The 18,067-nt window shown below is 37.7% G+C and carries 19 protein-coding genes and 1 tRNA gene; 11 read left to right on the plus strand and 9 right to left on the minus strand.

Annotated elements, in window-relative coordinates:
• Nucleotides 1-2: 2 nt before the first annotated feature.
• The 5 genes from B7C41_RS07355 to B7C41_RS07375 all read right to left on the minus strand — a co-directional run bounded on the left by B7C41_RS07355 (nucleotide 3) and on the right by B7C41_RS07375 (nucleotide 3,410).
• Entirely contained in the window at nucleotides 3-704 is a 702-nt protein-coding gene (locus B7C41_RS07355; RefSeq protein WP_085298148.1) for a flagellar hook assembly protein FlgD, read from the minus strand.
• A gap of 18 nt (nucleotides 705-722) precedes the next feature.
• Nucleotides 723-1,142 carry a flagellar basal body rod protein FlgC gene (flgC, locus tag B7C41_RS07360; protein WP_085298149.1) on the minus strand — a complete coding sequence of 140 codons (420 nt, stop codon included), beginning with the start codon at nucleotides 1,140-1,142 and terminating at the stop codon, nucleotides 723-725.
• A 5-nt stretch (nucleotides 1,143-1,147) separates the two neighbouring features.
• Complete coding sequence (gene flgB / locus B7C41_RS07365) at nucleotides 1,148-1,543, minus strand: flagellar basal body rod protein FlgB (RefSeq protein WP_085298150.1); 396 nt, start codon at nucleotides 1,541-1,543, stop codon at nucleotides 1,148-1,150.
• A 63-nt stretch (nucleotides 1,544-1,606) separates the two neighbouring features.
• On the minus strand, nucleotides 1,607-2,437 hold the full coding sequence (locus tag B7C41_RS07370) for a CheR family methyltransferase (RefSeq protein ID WP_085298151.1): 831 nt from the start codon (nucleotides 2,435-2,437) through the stop codon (nucleotides 1,607-1,609).
• Nucleotides 2,438-2,474: 37 nt separating this feature from the next.
• Nucleotides 2,475-3,410 carry a chemotaxis protein gene (locus B7C41_RS07375; RefSeq protein ID WP_085298152.1) on the minus strand — a complete coding sequence of 312 codons (936 nt, stop codon included), beginning with the start codon at nucleotides 3,408-3,410 and terminating at the stop codon, nucleotides 2,475-2,477.
• A 176-nt stretch (nucleotides 3,411-3,586) separates the two neighbouring features.
• On the opposite strand from B7C41_RS07375, the gene flgA reads away from it, so the two are divergent.
• From flgA to B7C41_RS07390, 3 genes are all read left to right on the plus strand, one after another.
• A complete protein-coding gene (flgA, locus tag B7C41_RS07380) occupies nucleotides 3,587-4,279 on the plus strand; it encodes a flagellar basal body P-ring formation chaperone FlgA (RefSeq protein ID WP_085298153.1) in 693 nt (230 codons plus the stop codon).
• A gap of 74 nt (nucleotides 4,280-4,353) precedes the next feature.
• On the plus strand, nucleotides 4,354-4,668 hold the full coding sequence (flgM, locus tag B7C41_RS07385) for a flagellar biosynthesis anti-sigma factor FlgM (RefSeq protein ID WP_085298154.1): 315 nt from the start codon (nucleotides 4,354-4,356) through the stop codon (nucleotides 4,666-4,668).
• 24 nt (nucleotides 4,669-4,692) lie between these two features.
• Nucleotides 4,693-5,124 carry a flagella synthesis protein FlgN gene (locus B7C41_RS07390; protein ID WP_085298155.1) on the plus strand — a complete coding sequence of 144 codons (432 nt, stop codon included), beginning with the start codon at nucleotides 4,693-4,695 and terminating at the stop codon, nucleotides 5,122-5,124.
• A gap of 438 nt (nucleotides 5,125-5,562) precedes the next feature.
• Here B7C41_RS07390 and B7C41_RS07395 read toward each other — a convergent pair whose 3' ends face one another.
• Both B7C41_RS07395 and B7C41_RS07400 read right to left on the minus strand, forming a co-directional pair.
• On the minus strand, nucleotides 5,563-6,027 hold the full coding sequence (locus B7C41_RS07395; protein ID WP_085298156.1) for an LPP20 family lipoprotein: 465 nt from the start codon (nucleotides 6,025-6,027) through the stop codon (nucleotides 5,563-5,565).
• Between the two features lie 28 nt (nucleotides 6,028-6,055).
• Nucleotides 6,056-6,700, minus strand: a complete 645-nt coding sequence (locus B7C41_RS07400; RefSeq protein ID WP_085298157.1) for a FlgO family outer membrane protein — start codon at nucleotides 6,698-6,700, stop codon at nucleotides 6,056-6,058.
• Between the two features lie 472 nt (nucleotides 6,701-7,172).
• Between B7C41_RS07400 and B7C41_RS07405 the strand changes: the two genes are divergently transcribed.
• The gene (locus B7C41_RS07405) at nucleotides 7,173-8,459 is read left to right on the plus strand and encodes a flagella assembly protein FlgT (RefSeq protein WP_235839640.1); all 1,287 of its coding nucleotides are present in this window, start codon (nucleotides 7,173-7,175) and stop codon (nucleotides 8,457-8,459) included.
• A 157-nt stretch (nucleotides 8,460-8,616) separates the two neighbouring features.
• A tRNA-Arg gene (locus B7C41_RS07410) sits at nucleotides 8,617-8,692 on the plus strand.
• An 84-nt stretch (nucleotides 8,693-8,776) separates the two neighbouring features.
• Here the strand turns inward: B7C41_RS07410 and B7C41_RS20135 are convergent.
• The gene (locus B7C41_RS20135) at nucleotides 8,777-8,926 is read right to left on the minus strand and encodes a hypothetical protein (RefSeq protein WP_158089095.1); all 150 of its coding nucleotides are present in this window, start codon (nucleotides 8,924-8,926) and stop codon (nucleotides 8,777-8,779) included.
• A 297-nt stretch (nucleotides 8,927-9,223) separates the two neighbouring features.
• Between B7C41_RS20135 and tkt the strand changes: the two genes are divergently transcribed.
• The 6 genes from tkt to B7C41_RS07440 all read left to right on the plus strand — a co-directional run bounded on the left by tkt (nucleotide 9,224) and on the right by B7C41_RS07440 (nucleotide 16,854).
• Nucleotides 9,224-11,203: a transketolase gene (tkt, locus tag B7C41_RS07415; protein WP_085298158.1), complete on the plus strand. Its 1,980-nt coding sequence runs from the start codon at nucleotides 9,224-9,226 to the stop codon at nucleotides 11,201-11,203.
• Between the two features lie 139 nt (nucleotides 11,204-11,342).
• Nucleotides 11,343-12,356 (plus strand): erythrose-4-phosphate dehydrogenase, encoded by a 1,014-nt coding sequence (epd, locus tag B7C41_RS07420; RefSeq protein WP_085298159.1) that lies wholly within the window; start codon nucleotides 11,343-11,345, stop codon nucleotides 12,354-12,356.
• A 91-nt stretch (nucleotides 12,357-12,447) separates the two neighbouring features.
• Entirely contained in the window at nucleotides 12,448-13,626 is a 1,179-nt protein-coding gene (locus tag B7C41_RS07425) for a phosphoglycerate kinase (RefSeq protein WP_085298160.1), read from the plus strand.
• Nucleotides 13,627-14,039: 413 nt separating this feature from the next.
• Entirely contained in the window at nucleotides 14,040-15,104 is a 1,065-nt protein-coding gene (gene fba / locus B7C41_RS07430) for a class II fructose-bisphosphate aldolase (protein ID WP_085298161.1), read from the plus strand.
• A gap of 174 nt (nucleotides 15,105-15,278) precedes the next feature.
• Nucleotides 15,279-16,109, plus strand: a complete 831-nt coding sequence (locus B7C41_RS07435) for a mechanosensitive ion channel domain-containing protein (RefSeq protein ID WP_085298162.1) — start codon at nucleotides 15,279-15,281, stop codon at nucleotides 16,107-16,109.
• Complete coding sequence (locus tag B7C41_RS07440; RefSeq protein ID WP_085298163.1) at nucleotides 16,099-16,854, plus strand: DUF481 domain-containing protein; 756 nt, start codon at nucleotides 16,099-16,101, stop codon at nucleotides 16,852-16,854. Before B7C41_RS07435 ends, B7C41_RS07440 begins: the two co-directional genes overlap by 11 nt.
• A 66-nt stretch (nucleotides 16,855-16,920) precedes the next feature.
• Here B7C41_RS07440 and B7C41_RS07445 read toward each other — a convergent pair whose 3' ends face one another.
• The gene (locus tag B7C41_RS07445; RefSeq protein WP_085298164.1) at nucleotides 16,921-17,958 is read right to left on the minus strand and encodes an AraC family transcriptional regulator; all 1,038 of its coding nucleotides are present in this window, start codon (nucleotides 17,956-17,958) and stop codon (nucleotides 16,921-16,923) included.
• Nucleotides 17,959-18,067: the final 109 nt, after the last annotated feature.

Consider the following 18,067-nt stretch of genomic DNA (forward strand, 5'->3'; position numbering starts at 1 on the left):
ATTTAACCTTCAGTTACTTCAACAACATCCGATAGTTTCATCGTGCTGCCACCATTAAGATTTAATAAAATACTTCCACCTGAGCCCGCTAATGTCACACTATCGACTTTTCGATAGGTCATCGCTTGCAACTCAGACGCTTTACCTTCAACTAACCCAGCAACACGAAAGCGATACGCTCCTGCTGCTGCTGGCTCTCCATCAGAGCCTTTGCCATCCCATGAAAAGGTAAATTCACCGGATTTAACATCACCAACAGGTACTGTCTGAATAATTTCGCCAGCAACATTTTCAACGTAAATGTTGACATTACTTGCTGCTTTATCTGTTTTCAATTTGCCCATAACTTCTTGACCTGCCTCCATGCCAAATGCGTTCTCCTCGACTAAAACACTACGCCCAACTAAAGACGACGCTTGTAGCGCTTGGCTTGATGACATTGAAGTAGCAAATTCAGCAAATTTATCATTTAAATTTGAGACACCATCTGTGGTTGAAAATGCAGTCATCTGAGAAATCATTTCATTATTTTCAACCGGCTTTGTTGGATCTTGATGTGCAAGCTCAGTGGTTAGTAGTGAAAAAAAGTCAGCTTGAGTTAAAATACCGTTAGCAGCACCATTTTCAGAAACTTCATATTTCTCTTTCTCAAGCCTTGCCCTATCAGCTGCTCTCACATCAGTAGTTTGTAAATTAAGATCCATAACAGATTCCTTTAAAAATTAGCTTTTACCAAGTGTTAGCGTTTTATTCAGCATATTCTTCGCTGACTCCGCCAATTGCACATTGGTTTGATATGAACGTGAGGCCGATATCATATTGGTCATTTCTTCAATAACGTTAACATTAGGCTTGTAGATATAACCTTCACCATCCGCCATTGGATGGTCGGGTGCATATTCAACATTTAGTGGTTTATTACTTTCTACAACACCAAGTACTTGCACACCCACCGACTCATTTTGCCCTGCGGCAGCTTTTTGCATCTCAGCGGCAAAAACTGGATGACGAGCACGATACGTTTCATCAATACTACTGCTAACGCTATCAGCATTAGCAATATTACTCGCCGTGGTATTTAAACGCACTGACTGTGCGCTCATCCCAGAGCCAGAAATAGAAAAGACATTAAATAAGCTCATAATTATTACCCTCCAGTGATTGCTTTTTTCAAGCCTTTGATACGACCATCAAGAAATTGTAGACTGGCTTGATACTCCATAGAGTTTTCTAGATACAAGTTTCGTTCCACTTGTACATCTACAGTATTACCATCGCCTGTGTCAGGTTGATCAGGTACGCGGTAACCGACACCATTGTTGAGTTCCATGCGAACATCAAAATGTTTTTCATTGGTGCGAGTCATTCCGGTTTGTTGTTTGGAGCTGGCTTGGGCTAGGGCTGATTTAAAATCTATCCCCTTCGCTTTATAACCAGGTGTGTCTGCATTAGCAATGTTGCCAGCAATGATTTCAGCACGTTGAGCACGCACTTGTAATCCTTGCGGATGTATACCAAATGCTTTTTCAAAACTAATAGCCATAAAAATACCTCCAAATTAATGCAGGTACTCATACAATATTTATGCCAGAGGTTATTTGACGGGTTATTTTTTTTGGTAAACGATGCCTGGATTACAGCGGATCATGCTAAAATCTTGACTAATTCCAGAGAGCGACTCTGAAGCACCAAGAAATAAATAGCGGTCGTTATTTAAAGTACCATGAATTTGAGAAATGATTTGTGTTTTAAGCTCGGGAGAGAAGTAAATCAAGACGTTACGACAAAAAACCAGGTCAAAACGTCCCATAAGGCTATAACTATTCAATAGATTTAATTGCCTAAAACTGACCATCTTTTTAATGACATCTTTAACTTTTAGCATACCGTTATCACCCGCTTCAAAAAACTGACGCTTACGCTCTAATGATAAACCTCGAGATAATGCTAAATTGTCATAATGCGCATATTTACAGTGTTCAAGCATGGTATTAGAAATATCAGTGCCAATAATTTGAACACCACCAGGAAATGCCCCTGGGTTACTTTGCTGATATTCATATGCTGCCATGGCAATTGAATATGGTTCTTGTCCCGATGAACTTGCCGCTGACCATATTTTTAAAGGCGCACGCTGGCCCTTAAATTCAGGTAGCAGTTTATTTTTCAACAGTTCAAAAGGGTATTCATCTCGAAACCATAATGTTTCATTAGTGGTCATGGCATCAATCACGGCGGCTCTTAATTGCCGCTTCACCGGATTTAGTGTTTGCACTACTAAATCTGATAAAGATTCAACATCAAATTTCGCCATCAGCGGTACTAAGCGGCTTTTAACCAAGTATTGTTTACTTTCACCCAATACAATACCGCACTGTTGTTCCAGAAAAGTTCTAAACTGGTCGTAACTTTTATCATCGAGTTGTTTAGTTGGCACTATTTATAATCCACCTAATGTTAATCGTAAAAGAGTACTAAGATGCTTCATCATGCTTTAACCACTTCTTCACTGCTGTTGCTAATTCATCTGGATGAAATTTCGGAATAAAATCTTGTGCTCCAACCTTTTCAACCATCGCATTATTAAAAACCCCACTCAGAGATGTATGTAATATAACAGGAACATCACGCATACGTTCATTCGCCTTAATTTCTGCAGTTAGGGTATAACCATCCATTTCAGGCATTTCAATATCAGAAATTAATAAAGCAACTTTTTCTGTAAGTGAGTTTTGGCAATCTCCAGCAATCACTTCCAATTGATTAAGGGCATCTTGGCCATTTTTGGCTAATAACATCGTCAAGCCAAGTGGTTCAAGCGCTCTTTTTACTTGATTACGAGCCACTGTTGAGTCATCTGCAATCATAATAACGCGATCACCAACTTCCTCACCAATAGTGTCATCAGCGATTCCTTCGCTGAGCTCTGTTGAAATTGGGCTAATTTCATTAAGAATTTTTTCAACATCAAGTATAGAGACCATTTCATTGTCGATTTCTGTGACAGCAGTAAGGTAACTCGACTTACCAGCACCTTCTGGTGGTGGCATAATATCTTTCCAACTTAAGGTAACAATACGCTCAACACCACTGACTAAAAAGCCTTGTACGCTACGGTTATACTCCGCAATAATCACAAAGCTATCTGCTGTTTGAACAATTTCAGGGCCGCCTGTAGATTTACTTAAATCAATCACAGAAATAGTTTGGCCACGAATATGAGCTACACCTTTAATATATTTATCTTGTTTCGGTAATGTTGTCAGCCTTGGACATGGCATAACTTCACGTACTTTAAACACATTTATACCAAAACGTTGTCGACCAACCAGTTTAAATAGTAGCAATTCAAGCCTATTTTGCCCAACCAATTGCGTACGCTGATTTACTGAATCTAATATACCTGCCATAAAAACCTCTTAGGAATGCCAATGAAAATAAAACATGGGCATAATTCTTGATAGTGATATTCTTTAAATACTTTTTTAAGCAACAACGTGATTTTTTTGACGTTAATTCTGCTAAATTCTATTTAGTAAAGCATAGACGAGTATTTTTATTTCCCTAGTAGCTAGATCAAAATTTTATGAATAAATTAAAGATATTAGTAAAAATCACTCTTATTTACTTAGCGATACTTAAAACTAGTAGCGCCATGACTTTTGATCGTGACTATTTAACCAACTTTATTAAGTCTCATGTTGAAAGCCACATAACTGCACCTATACAGGGAACACTGCTAATTGATGTATCCCAAATAGACCCGCGAATTTCTTTGCAAGCTTGTTTATCCCCATTACAAGCAAATATACCTGAAAAACATAATGGTAGGAATGTAAATGTTAAAATTGTTTGCAGCGATGAAAAGCCTTGGCATTTATTTGTTCCTGTAAAAATCCAGACGATTATGCCAATTTTAGTCACCAGCATGCGAATTACTAAAGGCACACTACTTGATAACTCTAATACTGAAGTTATTCTTAAAGATCGTGCACAGATTAGAGGTACGGTACTTAGCGAAGCCAAAATTGTTATTGGTGCGCGCTCAAAAAGAAACTTATCTAAAGGCAGCGCAATTACCAATAAAAATATATGTTTTGTTTGTAAGGGTCAGCCAGTAAGTATTATCGCAAAATCAGCCGGCTTCGAGATTAAATCTTCTGGTACTGCTATGCGAGACGGCAGCTTAGGCGATGTTATTTCGGTAAAAAATGACAAATCCGGTCGTCTCGTTCGAGGGCAAGTTAACGCTATTAACCAAGTAATAATTAATTTATAATAATTACTTAAGTTATCTATTGTTTTGCCGATAAAAGGTTAGAAACCAATTACTGCTATAAGTAGGATTATATAATGGCGATAAATATCAACAACTTGAACAGTACTAATCAAGTAAAGCAAAAGATTGATCAACAAGTACAAACTAAGCAGTTGGCTAGTGAAAGTGCGAATACTTCACAAAATGCTAAACTAGCTACTCGTGATTCTGTGTCGATTACTCCACAGGCTAAGCAATTGAATGAGTTACAAAAAAAAGCAGGTGACTCTCCTGTAGTAAATCAGAAAAAAATAGATGAATTAAAAAGTGCGATTACTTCTGGTGACTATAAAGTAAACCCAGAAAAGCTTGCTGCAAGCATTGCTAGCTTTGAATTTGAACTTGATTAACCCGTAGTATAATTGGAGTAAAAAGTGTCTGATAAAATAACGCCGCAACAATTGGTTTCTCAACAATTATCACAATTGACGCAATTAGAGGCGATATTAATCACCGAGAAAGATATTTTACAACTGCAAAATCCTGACGCTTTAATTCAAATTACCGCAACAAAAAATGACTTATTAATGGCTATTCAAAGCGTTGATAATGCCATTGGTCAAAGTTTTGAGTTTAAACAAGAAAAGTTAGCCGGCAAGTTCGACAATGAACTTACGGATATTCAAAATATTTTAGAACATTGTAAGGTGCTAAATCAAACCAATGGCCTGATCATTCATCAATCACAATTATCAGTTGAGCGTATGAAAACGTCATTGCTAGAAAGTCATAATAAATCATCAATGACTTATGACAGTAAAGGTAAAACTTCTGCCGGACTAAGCAGCCTAGGGATTAAAGCCTAACTTAATTGTTGTTAGCATCTCGCCATTCTTTAGTACCGATAAATAACCTAAATTCTGGATAAAATGCATTTAACATTCCATTAAAATCAATCGCTACATACTCCTATAAAAATGTCCAAAAAATAAAAATAATCGTATAGACCATCAATGTTTTTTTTTCTTATCAATACGAGCTATTTATCAACATTTTAACACCGAGCTGGGATAAAGAGCACTTTGATCAAGGGCTGCTTGTTAAAGCAATAAAGAACGAGCAGGCATTTACGATACTCTATTCTTAAAGTAACAATGACTTTTGCCTAGAAAAACATCTCACTTATCCTGAACATACACGCTCCAGTGCATCTATGCACCCGCAAAATACGGTTCGTCCTGAACATAAAAAACCAGCAACTGCTGGCTTTAAGTTTTAGCTCTCCTTAACAAGAAGAAAGTTATCTAGTAATAAGTAATTTCTTTAATTTCTTTCCTATTTGACGATGCACTATATATATCATAAACATCTCTAAAATCTAAACTTAACTCTGTAGTGTAAGTGTCACCAACAGGGTAACTCTTAACCACTTTAGCACCACGAATAATGCCTTGCACTGACGTTCTTAATTTTTGATTATCGACAATCAAATTAGACATAGTGGTCTTGCCATCAATCGTTTGCCCATAAACTTGCTCAGCTAATTCTGCGTAGGCGGCAATTTTCGAAGCACTCATCGCCATCAACATACGCTGAGTTTTATGTTTTGATTTTTGTAGGCTAACTGGCGCTTGCCCTATCGCAGTCAATACTGGAAATTTTTTCGGTTTTACTGTTTGCCATTCAACATGTTTATCATAAAATGTTGAACAGGCTGTCAACAACATTAAACTAAATAATATCGTGCAGTGCTTTAATAAAATTTTCATATAAAACCTTTATTATTGTACTAATTAGCTACTGTTGAATTGCAACAGCACGAGCATCTTCGGCTAACATAGCGCTATCTCGTATAATCATACCGTCTTTCATTTTGACATTCTCCTTGCGATTAAAGCCATCACCTACAACCCAAGAAGGTATAAAAGATTGCGCAGTCGCAACAACAACTCTAGACTGCATACCAATCATACGAGCATTTACTAGAATACCTTCATCTTGCTGCATCATGGTGCCTGTAACAACATAGTCAATTATCTGGCGTTCAGGTAGCTCTTTCCAATCTCGGCTAAAAACATAATCCCCTTCAGCAGTCACACGAATATGACCTGTGGTTTTAAAGTCAATGACAACTAAACCGTGACGCTGCATTTCATGTACAAAGCTCTCAGATAACTGATTACCAAGCCAATTAGTCGATTCCAAGCTTTTTAAATCTACAAAAGAAGCAATGGCAACAGGTGTCTTCGGACTAACGAACGAACTACTTTCCAACATTTGATAAGCTAGCCCCTTAACTACATCATTGATCGCATGACGAGGTAGTTTAAAGCTATCAATTTCTTGCTTATCCTTATAAGACGAGCGATAAAAGTCGTTATTAGGCCCTGCAGAGCAGGACATTAGCGCCGGTAGTAATATTGCTAAAAGCCAATTTTTCATTGAGCTCTCCTCAATTAATGCATCAATTCATAAAACAGTGAAATTAACAAAGCACGATTCACGCCAATAATTTAAATTTACTTAGTTAGATTTAATGAACGCTAAAAGTAATGCATATAAAAAATACTCAATGTGGTATCTACCGATACAAGGGACTTTATTAAGGCGAAAACGGTGAAGTTTAGTCACCTAAATCCACTATTTTCAACACAAAGTACGACGGCTTTAGCCTCAGATCGTGGGCAATGCCTGCTTTCACGCTAGCTGCATTAGCACTTCACTTATTTGGAACAACCAAGTCTCATTCATTCTGCTTTACTAACATTAAAATCAGCCTATTACTGAAGATACAAACAAAGGTCAACAGCCCCTAAGAACATTAAATAGCGAGAAGTAGCAAAAACAAATAAGTAGTCATCTTACATAGTATTGCTTCTCTAACGTTATCACATTAAATAAATAGGCATAAAACATGCATATTACAAATGAAGAATTAACTTCATTTAAAGATGAGAAATTTATGGCCTTCAAATTATTACGCCCAAGTTTATTTGATTTCAAAAACCTAAGTTTTAGTTTTTTGAAATCAAATATATTACAACTTAGCTTAATAGTAATAAGTTGTGCAACGTACAGTGCCACTAGTTTTGGCCAATGGTATGAATCTCAAGGTATAGCAGTAATAAAGAATGATGACAGCAAAGCAGCAAAAAGTAAGGCTATGCAAAATGCTCTCAAGAAAGCTCTACTCGTTGCAGGTGCATCAGTTTCAAGCGTTCAGCAAGTCGTTAATGGTTTACTTACTCAAGATGAAATTAGTATTCGCGCTAGCGGTAGTGTTAATTCATTCGAACTCATTACTGAAAATTACACTGATAACTTAGTTACCGTGACTATACGAGCAGATATTTTCCCACAAGAAAAAAAATGCTTCGCAGCTGATTACAAAAAGTCAATACTATTAACGCGCAGTAACTTGCTCCATCGTGAGCAGGCCAATATCGGTAATATTTACCAAATTGATAAAACTTTAGTAGAGAAATTGGCCAGTAAAATAAAAAATAATGGCATTTACCTTGATACAAAATTAGCGCTACAAACCAAAACCGAATTCACTAGACTCAATCAAACGCTTGCAATGGAAAAGCTCAAAAGTTTAACTATGTCATTAGCGAGTATGACCGACAGCCAGTATGTACTATATTCAGAAGTCCAAGATATTTCGATGGCAAACGACAAGAACAACAATTGGCAATTTTGGCAAGATAACATTTATCAACGTCAATTTAACATCGCTCTTTATATTCACGATGGCAGTACAGGCGAAAGAATATTAGATGAGCTATATCAAAGTTCAGCACCTTGGCAATTTAATCAACGTCAACAAATTGATGTATCTAGTCAAAACTTCTGGCTAAGTGAGTATGGCCAGCAAATTAGCCAAACTTTAGATAACATGGTAACTGATATTGATGAAAACATGATGTGCCAGCCGACTCAAGGTAGAATTGTACAAGTATCGGGAAATAGTATTACCTTCAATTTAGGAAAGCGTCATGGTGTTAAGGTGGGTGATGAGTTTTCATTGTTACATGCTAATAACTTTGTCAGTGATGATCATAAGTCTTATTCTGGTTTTAATGTTAGCCCGTATAAAGTTATTGTAGATGAAGTAAGTAATGACAGCGCTAGAGCAACAACAACTGAACAGCATCTTATGGACAACATCCAAATCGATGACTTAGCTGTGCGTTATTGACGGCTGAGTAAACTTTCTAAAAAATACGCATTCAAAAAACTCATCGATAGGATAGTAATTTAACTATCGACGAGTCAAAAATTAATATTTTTAACTATTGATTATTTGGTGCTTTTTTATAAAATGACGGAGTAAATAGAAGTAAGTACTTATCTAAGTCCTCATAGTTTAACTGGATAAAACTGCGGCCTCCTAAGCTGCTGCTCCAGGTTCGAGTCCTGGTGGGGACGCCAACAAGTTAGCAAAAGCAATATATAACAAAAAAGGCCTATAAATAAAAAACCCCGCTATTGCGAGGTTAGTATTTTCAAGTGAACTTAATCACTAAGCTCTTCATTTATTTGTATTACTTTAACATCCTTGTCGTCCGCAGCTGAGCTGTTACTCAACATCGCTGATACGGCTAATATCAATACAGCGAGTATCACAGTGGTCAGCTTCACTCCTTTTGACGACGACCTATTCATGTCTTAATCCTGTTTCAGGTTATATCTTTTTATTGTTATTTGTACATACAACTAATTAACACTATAGCAAGTTCATTTAAATTACAACCGCTTATCGGTTAATTTTCGACCTCTTATTGGTTTAATATTAGCACTAATGAAAATTTTTTTTTTAAGCGGCTCTAGCCTTAGCGAATAAATATAACTAAGAGAAAAATAATCAAAGAAATATGACAATAAAATTTGCAGTGCTGGTAACTCTAAGCGAAAATAAGCGCAATTTTTATCCTTTCAAATTTTACAATTATTGGAGTAATTATGCCGTCGCGTCAACAACTGGCCAATGCAATTCGAGTTTTAAGCATGGATGCCGTTCAAAAAGCCAAATCAGGACACCCTGGAGCCCCAATGGGCATGGCAGATATCGCTGAAGTATTATGGCGTGATTTCCTAAAGCATAACCCAACAGATCCAAATTGGGCTGATCGCGATCGTTTCATCCTATCAAATGGTCACGGCTCAATGTTGATCTATTCATTGTTGCACTTAACGGGTTACGATTTACCAATTAATGAATTGAAGAACTTCCGTCAGTTACATTCAAAGACTCCAGGTCATCCAGAATACGGTTATACACCTGGTGTTGAAACAACAACTGGTCCATTAGGCGCTGGTGTTTCAAATGCTGTAGGTATGGCGATTGCTGAAAAAACGTTAGCGGCACAATTTAACCGTGAAGGTCATAACATTGTTGACCACAACACTTATGTATTTTTAGGTGACGGTTGTTTAATGGAAGGTATTTCACATGAAGCCTGTTCATTAGCCGGTACTTTAGGTTTAGGTAAACTAATTGCATTTTGGGATGACAACGGCATTTCAATTGATGGTGAAGTTGAAGGTTGGTTTACTGACAACACTCCTGCCCGTTTTGAAGCATACGGCTGGCATGTCGTTAGTGTTGACGGCCATAACCCTGAAGCTATCGCTGCCGCAATAGCTGAAGCCAAGTCGGTAACCGATAAACCTTCAATGATTTGCTGCAAAACCATCATTGGTTTTGGTTCACCTAATAAAGAAGGCACACATGACTGTCACGGTGCTCCATTAGGCGATGAAGAAATTGCTGCGACACGTGAAAAATTAAATTGGTCACACGCTCCTTTTGAAATTCCAAGCGATGTTTATGCTGACTGGGATCAAAAAGAAAAAGGCAACACAGAGCAAGCAAGTTGGAATGAAAAATTTGCCGCGTACCAAGCTGCTCACCCTGAATTAGCGGCTGAATATGAACGTCGTGTAATTAAAGGTGATTTACCAGCAGAATTTGAAGAAAAAGCAAACGCCTACATTTTAGAGTGTCAGGAAAAAGCTGAGAATGTTGCTTCTCGTAAAGCATCACAAAACACCATTGAAACCTTCGGTAAAATATTACCTGAATTGTTAGGTGGCTCTGCCGATTTAGCTGGTTCTAACTTAACACTTTGGTCAGGCTCAAAAGGTATTCAAGACGACGCAGCCGGTAACTACATCTTCTACGGTGTACGTGAATTTGGTATGAGCGGCATCATGAATGGTATTTCACTACACGGTGGTTTTATAAACTACGGCGCAACTTTCATGATGTTTATGGAATACGCACGTAACGCCGTTCGTATGTCAGCATTAATGGGCATTCAAAACATTTTCGTTTATACCCATGATTCAATTGGTCAAGGTGAAGATGGTCCAACACATCAACCTATCGAGCAATTAACTAACTTACGTACGACACCAAACATGGTGACATGGCGTCCAGCTGATGCTACTGAATCTGCGGTTTCGTGGAAGAATGCTGTTGAACGTCAAAATGCGCCAACATCATTAATTTTCTCTCGCCAAGGTTTACCAGCGCTTAGCCGCAGTGCAGCACAAGTTGCTGATATTGCTAAAGGTGGTTACATCTTAAAAGACAGTGTTGGTACACCAGAAGTAATTTTAATCGCTACCGGTTCAGAAGTATCATTAGCATTAAAATCAGCTGAAGCATTAGGCGATAATGTTCGTGTTGTTTCTATGCCGTCTACTAACATTTTTGACGCACAAGATGCTGACTACAAAGAATCTGTATTACCTGCCAACGTTACTAAACGTGTTGCTATTGAAGCCGCGCATACTGACTTTTGGTACAAGTATGTAGGATTCGGCGGTAAAGTTGTTGGCATGACAACATTTGGTGAATCTGCACCAGGTAACGTATTACTAGAATACTTTGGTTTTACTGTTGAAAACGTTGTCAAAACAGTAAATAGCTTATAAATCAAAATGATTTAATTAAGCCTTAATAATTTGTAGCCAGTTAAGTTTACTTAACTGGCTATTTCATTTACTAGAGATATCACATGACTATATTTTTAGTGAATGAAATAGCCACATACACCAATAAGATCAAACTATAATGTCAATTAATATAGCAATAAATGGCTTCGGAAGAATCGGGCGCAATGTCGCTCGTGCGTTGTACGAAAATGCCAGAACCAATGATTTTAAGCTAGTTGCTATTAATGAACTTGCCCAACCAGAAGGCATTGCTCATTTACTAAAATATGACTCTACTCATGGCCGCTTCCCTTTCGCTGTTGAACAATGTAACGGTGAACTTTTTATTGCCGGTGACAAAATAGCTTTAAGCCATGAAAGCGAAATATCAGCCCTGCCTTGGCAACAACTCGATGTTGATATTGTAATTGATTGCACAGGTAAATTCGGTAATCAGGAAGACGGCCAATTGCATATTAAGCAAGGGGCAAAAAAAGTATTATTTTCACACCCAGGCGCTCATGATCTTGATGCCACCATTATTTATGGTATCAATCACCAACAGCTAACCGCAGCAGAAAAAGTGGTTTCTAATGGTTCTTGCACAACCAACTGTGTGGTGCCAGTTATTCAAGTGCTAGATAAAGCCTTTGGCGTTGAAAGTGGTGCAATTACCACTATTCACTCTTCAATGCATGATCAACAAGTTATTGACGCTTATCATCCAGACTTACGACGCTCACGTGCAGCAAGTCAATCAATAATACCGGTTGATACTAAACTTGCCGCAGGTATAGAAAGAATTTTGCCTAAGTTTGCCGGTCGCTTTGAAGCAATTGCAGTGCGAGTACCCACTATCAACGTAACCGCCATGGATTTAAGCTTAACGCTTTCAAGTGATGTAACCATTAGCGACATAAACCAAGCAATACTAACTGCGCAAAATAATGGTTTAGCTGGAATTCTTGGCTATACCACCGAGCCTTTAGTCTCTATCGACTTTAATCATGACCCGCATTCTTGCATTGTTGATGGCAATCAAACGCGAGTCAGTCATAAACGTTTAGTAAAATTACTTATTTGGTGTGACAACGAATGGGGTTTTGCTAATCGCATGATCGATACGGCTTATGCTATGGCGCAAGCAAACTAAACAAGGTTTACAACGGTCGGCAATGTTTCGATAGCGTAAACAAATAAAGTCAAAGACAAATTTAGTTAAACTTTACCAACAGGAAATAAACATGTCAGTAATTGAAATGACGGATTTAGCACTGGAAAATCAACGTGTATTGATTCGTGAAGATTTAAACGTTCCGGTTAAAGATGGCAAAATATCATCTGATGCTCGCTTAAGAGCCGCTCTGCCAACACTTAAACTTGCTCTAGAAGCTGGTGCAAAAGTAATGGTAATGTCGCATCTAGGTCGCCCAACTGAAGGCGAATATAATGAAGAGTTTTCATTACAACCTGTTGCAGATTACTTAGCAGCGGCTTTAAATGCCCCAGTTAGATTAGTTAAAGATTATCTAGATGGCGTTGACGCTAAAGTTGGTGAATTAGTTATTTTTGAAAACATTCGTTTTAATATTGGCGAAAAGAAAAACGATGAAGCTTTATCTAAAAAGCTAGCGGCCCTTTGTGATATATTTGTTATGGACGCATTTGGTACCGCACATAGAGCACAAGCAAGTACTCATGGTGTTGCTAAATATGCACCTACAGCCTGTGCTGGCCCTTTACTTGCCGGTGAATTAGCAGCGCTTTCAAAAGCACTTGATAAACCAGCCCGTCCATTAGTAGCCATCGTTGGTGGCTCTAAAGTATCAACTAAACTTACTGTTTTAGAATCATTAGCTGGTGTTGTTGACCAACTTGTTGTTGGTGGTGGTATTGCCAACACATTTATAGTCGCTGAAGGTCATAACGTTGGTAAATCATTATTTGAAGCTGATTTAGTTGCACAAGCAAAACTTTTAACTCAGCAAGCAAAAGACAATAATGGCTCAATCCCTGTGCCTAGCGATGTTGTTGTTGGGCAAGAATTTTCTGAAACGGCGGTTGCAACACTTAAAAATGTGAGTGACGTTGCCGATGACGACATGATTTTTGACATTGGTCCTGAAAGCGCAAAAGCATTAGCCGATATCATTGCTAATGCAGGTACTATTGTTTGGAATGGCCCCGTTGGCGTATTTGAATTCGACCAATTCGGTAAAGGTACAGAGTTAATTGCTAATGCTATTGCAGACAGTAGCGCTTTCTCAATTGCCGGTGGCGGTGATACTTTAGCAGCCGTTGACAAATACAACATTGCTGACAAAGTATCTTATATATCTACTGGCGGTGGTGCTTTCTTAGAGTTTTTAGAAGGCAAGAAATTACCCGCAGTAGAAATCTTAGAAGCTCGTGCAAACGCCTAATAAATATAGCGTTCTGTAGCATATTCGACATTAAAACGTCGTAACAATATAACGCTAGTTTGGCTTAAGGCTAAATTAGCGTTTTTTTATCGCTGAAATTAATGAGGAAAACAAACATTAATGAGCAGCAAGCAAAAAAACTTGCGGCTTCTCTCACTTTGTTTTGTAGTAAAATTACATAAATAATCAAGTAATACTGATAAGAAGAATCAGTCGTTCCCATTTATTTACGTAATTAATATACAAAGCTGATAGCTAGGCAATATTTACTCTTTTTCAGTAAAATTCAGCTGTTTTTTCTAGTGCAAATAGTTAATTTCATCTGATATAATTACGATACGAAAGGACTAAGTTTCACAATGAAACTTCTTTAGTTCAATTTTGTCACTATTTACAATCACAGGAGTTAGTTCATGGCTTTAGTTTCTATGCGCCAAATGTTAGATCATGCCGCCGAATTTGGTTACGGTATCCCAGCTTTTAACGTTAACAACTTGGAACAAGTAAGAGCTATCATGCTTGCTGCTAATGAAACCAACAGTCCTGTTATTTTACAGGGTTCTGCGGGTGCAAGAGCCTACGCAGGAGCGCCATTTTTGCGTCATTTAATTTTAGCCGCAATTGAAGAGTTTCCACATATTCCAGTAGTTATGCACCAAGATCACGGTACATCGCCTAGTGTTTGCCAGCGTTCTATCCAATTAGGCTTTTCATCAGTGATGATGGATGGTTCTTTAATGGACGATGGCAAAACACCTTCTAGCTACGAATACAATGTTGATGTTACTCGCCGTACTGTTGAAATGGCTCACGCTTGTGGTGTATCAGTTGAAGGTGAATTAGGTTGTTTAGGTTCTTTAGAAACAGGTGAAGCTGGTGAAGAAGACGGTATTGGTGCTGTTGGTAAACTTACCATGGACCAAATGCTGACTGACCCTGAAGAAGCGGCTGATTTTGTACAAAAAACTCAAGTTGATGCTTTAGCTATTGCTTGTGGCACTTCACACGGTGCTTATAAATTTACTCGCCCACCTACTGGCGATATTTTAGCAATTGACCGTATTAAAGCGATACACAACCGTATCCCTAACACGCATTTAGTTATGCATGGCTCATCGTCGGTACCACAAGACTGGTTAGCAGTTATCAATGAATTTGGTGGTAAGATCCCTGAAACTTACGGTGTACCTGTTGAACAAATTCAAGAAGGTATTAAAAACGGCGTGCGTAAGATCAATATCGATACTGATTTACGTCTTGCATCAACAGGTGCAGTACGTCGTTTCTTAGCTGAAAATCCAAGCGAATTTGACCCGCGTAAATTTCTAAAAGCATCTACTCAAGCAATGTCAGATATTTGTAAGGCACGCTACGAAGCTTTTGGTACGGTTGGTCAAGCATCAAAAATTAAGCCTATTTCATTAGACAATATGTTTATGCAGTACTCTACTGGCAAACTTGATGCACTAATAAAGTAAGTCTCAAAAATACTTAATTAAGGCGACCTTTTGGTCGCCTTTTTTGTATTCAATCTAATTCCAGTTACTTTTTGACATATTTGTTAATGAGTAGCTTATTTTATTAACAATTTAGTGATATTTATCCACCTATTCATTATAATTTGCCCTTTATAACATTGCTTAGGGTAAACAATGGAAACTATTCAAAACTGGTTTATAGATAACCAAACAATGCTTTTAGATTTTGCAATTAATCTGCTAGTTGCTTTAGCTATAATATTCATCGGTAAATTTGTTGCGAACTTGATTCGTGGCGGTGTCGTAAAAGTAATGCGTCATAAAGGTATGGATGATGCAATCATCTCCTTTATTAGTAGCCTACTTTACGGTATGTTGTTCTTTATTGTTATTGTTGCTGCCGTTTCACATTTAGGTTTTAACACCTCATCTCTTGTTGCCATTGTTGGTGCTGCTGGTTTAGCTATTGGCTTAGCGCTGCAAGGTTCATTATCAAACTTCGCTTCTGGTGTATTACTGATTATTTTCAAACCGTTTAAGTCTGGCGATTTTATTGAAGTGTCAGGCGTTTCAGGTATTGTCGAAGAAATACTAATTTTTTCAACTCAGCTAAGAACTGGCGATAACAAAACTGTCATCATTCCAAATGGTTCAATCACCAGTGGTACCATCACCAACTACTCAACTAAACCAACAAGAAGAATAGATTTGGTTATTGGCGTGAGTTATGATGCCGACCTTGCAAAAACCAAAGCAATATTACTTGATTTAGTTAGTGCTGATGAACGTGTACTAAAAGATCAAGCAGTAACAGTTGGCGTATCAGAACTTGCTGACTGTAGCGTTAACTTCGTGGTAAGACCTTGGGTAAAATCTGCTGATTACTGGCCAACTTACTTCGATTTATTACAAAAAATTAAAACTGAATTGGACAACGAAGGAATCGAAATCCCATTCCCACAATTATCTATTCATATGAATAAAGAGGAAAACAATGAGTCATAAGTTAATATCAGCTGTGTTATGTTGCGCATCATTCGCAACAGTAGCAGAAGCAGCAACACCAGAAGCAAAGTCTCCTTATACTGCTTCAGCTGAATTAGGTATGCTTTTTAAAACTGGTGATACCAAAAGTACTGATGTTAAGGCAGGTTTTGATTTAGGCCATGAGTTAGACGCTTGGAAGTCAACGCTTCAGTTTGATATGTTAGTAAAGCAAACCGAAGACGAAGACACAGACAAATTGGAAACTAGTGATCAAAAATGGACTATTGTTGGTCAAACTAACTATACCCTTGATGATAAAAGCCCAAATTATATTTACGGTAACGCATCATACGAAGATAGCCGCTTTGGTGGTTTTGAAAACCAAAGCTCAATCTCTGCAGGTTGGGGTCGACGTTGGTTTGAAGATGAGAATGCAACCTTAGATGCTGATATTGGTCCTGGTTTTAAGCGTGATGTTTTGCGTCCAGACGGTGAATCTAAAAATGCTTTTATTATTCAAGCACAAGCTTTATACAAGCGAAAAATTAATGAGCATGTAGAGTTTAAACAGTCATTAGTTGCTAAGTATTCACCAAAAAGCGGCGAAAACAGCACTTATAAAGCTGAATCTTCAATCACTACTAAGTTAATAGAAACCCTTCAGCTTAAGTTTAGCTTTATTCTGGACTACAACACTGAAGTAGAAAGTGGTAAAGAAAATACTAATACTGAAACAGCAATGACTTTAGTTTACAGCTTCTAAACATTAGATATGCGTTAATAAGCATGACTTATGGAAAAGCCAGCATATAACTATGCTGGCTTTTTATTATCTATTTCCGATGGTGCTGCTAAACTGCTTTCGCCAATCTCTCGGTGATAATTTTGTTAAGGTAAAAAAAGCTCGAGAAAATGCGCTTGCCTCACTATAACCTAGCATGGCAGATATTTGTGTCAAAGAAATATCTGGTTGCACTAATAGCCTTTTTGCCACGTTCATTCGAACATCGGTAATAACATCGGTAAAACTGAGAGCTTCTTTTTTTAGTCTTTTTTTCACTGCACTTTCCGACAAGCCAACTGCACTAGCAATATTAACTAAATTGCTATCTCCTGTACTCAATGTTTGTGCAATTATATTTTTTACCACCGTTGAAAATAGTTGTGTCTGAGGAAAATAAACCAAATGCTCTGTTAGCTTATTTAATAGGCATTGATAGATTTTCACATCAAAATTTTCATTCGGCTTATAGTAATCATTTACGCCAAGAGTAAAGCCATCAAAATCTTGTGAGAAGCTAACCGGGCAATCAAAATAAACTTCAATTGTGTTACTGCTGCTGTCTTTAGGCTGGATCAATGATATCCGACTAATTTTAGCTCTTGCACCATAGACCTTTTTAAAAAGGCGATATAAAAATGCAATAGCATACAAGCAATGCTCTCTATCACTAATTTCCAGTGGTACAAAACTTTGCCTTTGTATTACCGCAATATCCGATACTAAATAAGCATTCCAGTAAGTAACTTCACTATAGGCATAACGAAATCGTTCGCCAATTTGCATAGCTACATCAATGCTTGGTGCGCTCGCAATGAGTTTAATATAGGGGGAGCTATCAGCTTCACACTGCATTGTTGCTAAACGAAGGCTTGGATAATGAATTTTCGTTTGTTGCTTCAATGCTTGCAAAATATCAATGAAAACAGTAAATGGTACCAACTGATCTAATGTCTGTTCAATCGTTGGTGTTAAAGAAAATTTTTCATAGAAAGTTACAGGATCAACATTTGCCTCTTGCAATAATGTGGTTATTCCCTGAAAAACAAAACCAGCAACTCTTGGCACGTTATTGACTATCGACATCCATTGTTCATCCTATCCCAAAAAATCATTCAGTGTTTATGATGGTGTCTGAACTGTCAAGTTTTCTACTTTTGATTACTGTAGCTTAAGTTCTATTGCAAAGTTACAT

It is taken from the genome of Cognaticolwellia mytili, from assembly GCF_002104475.1.
Classification (GTDB): domain Bacteria; phylum Pseudomonadota; class Gammaproteobacteria; order Enterobacterales; family Alteromonadaceae; genus Cognaticolwellia; species Cognaticolwellia mytili.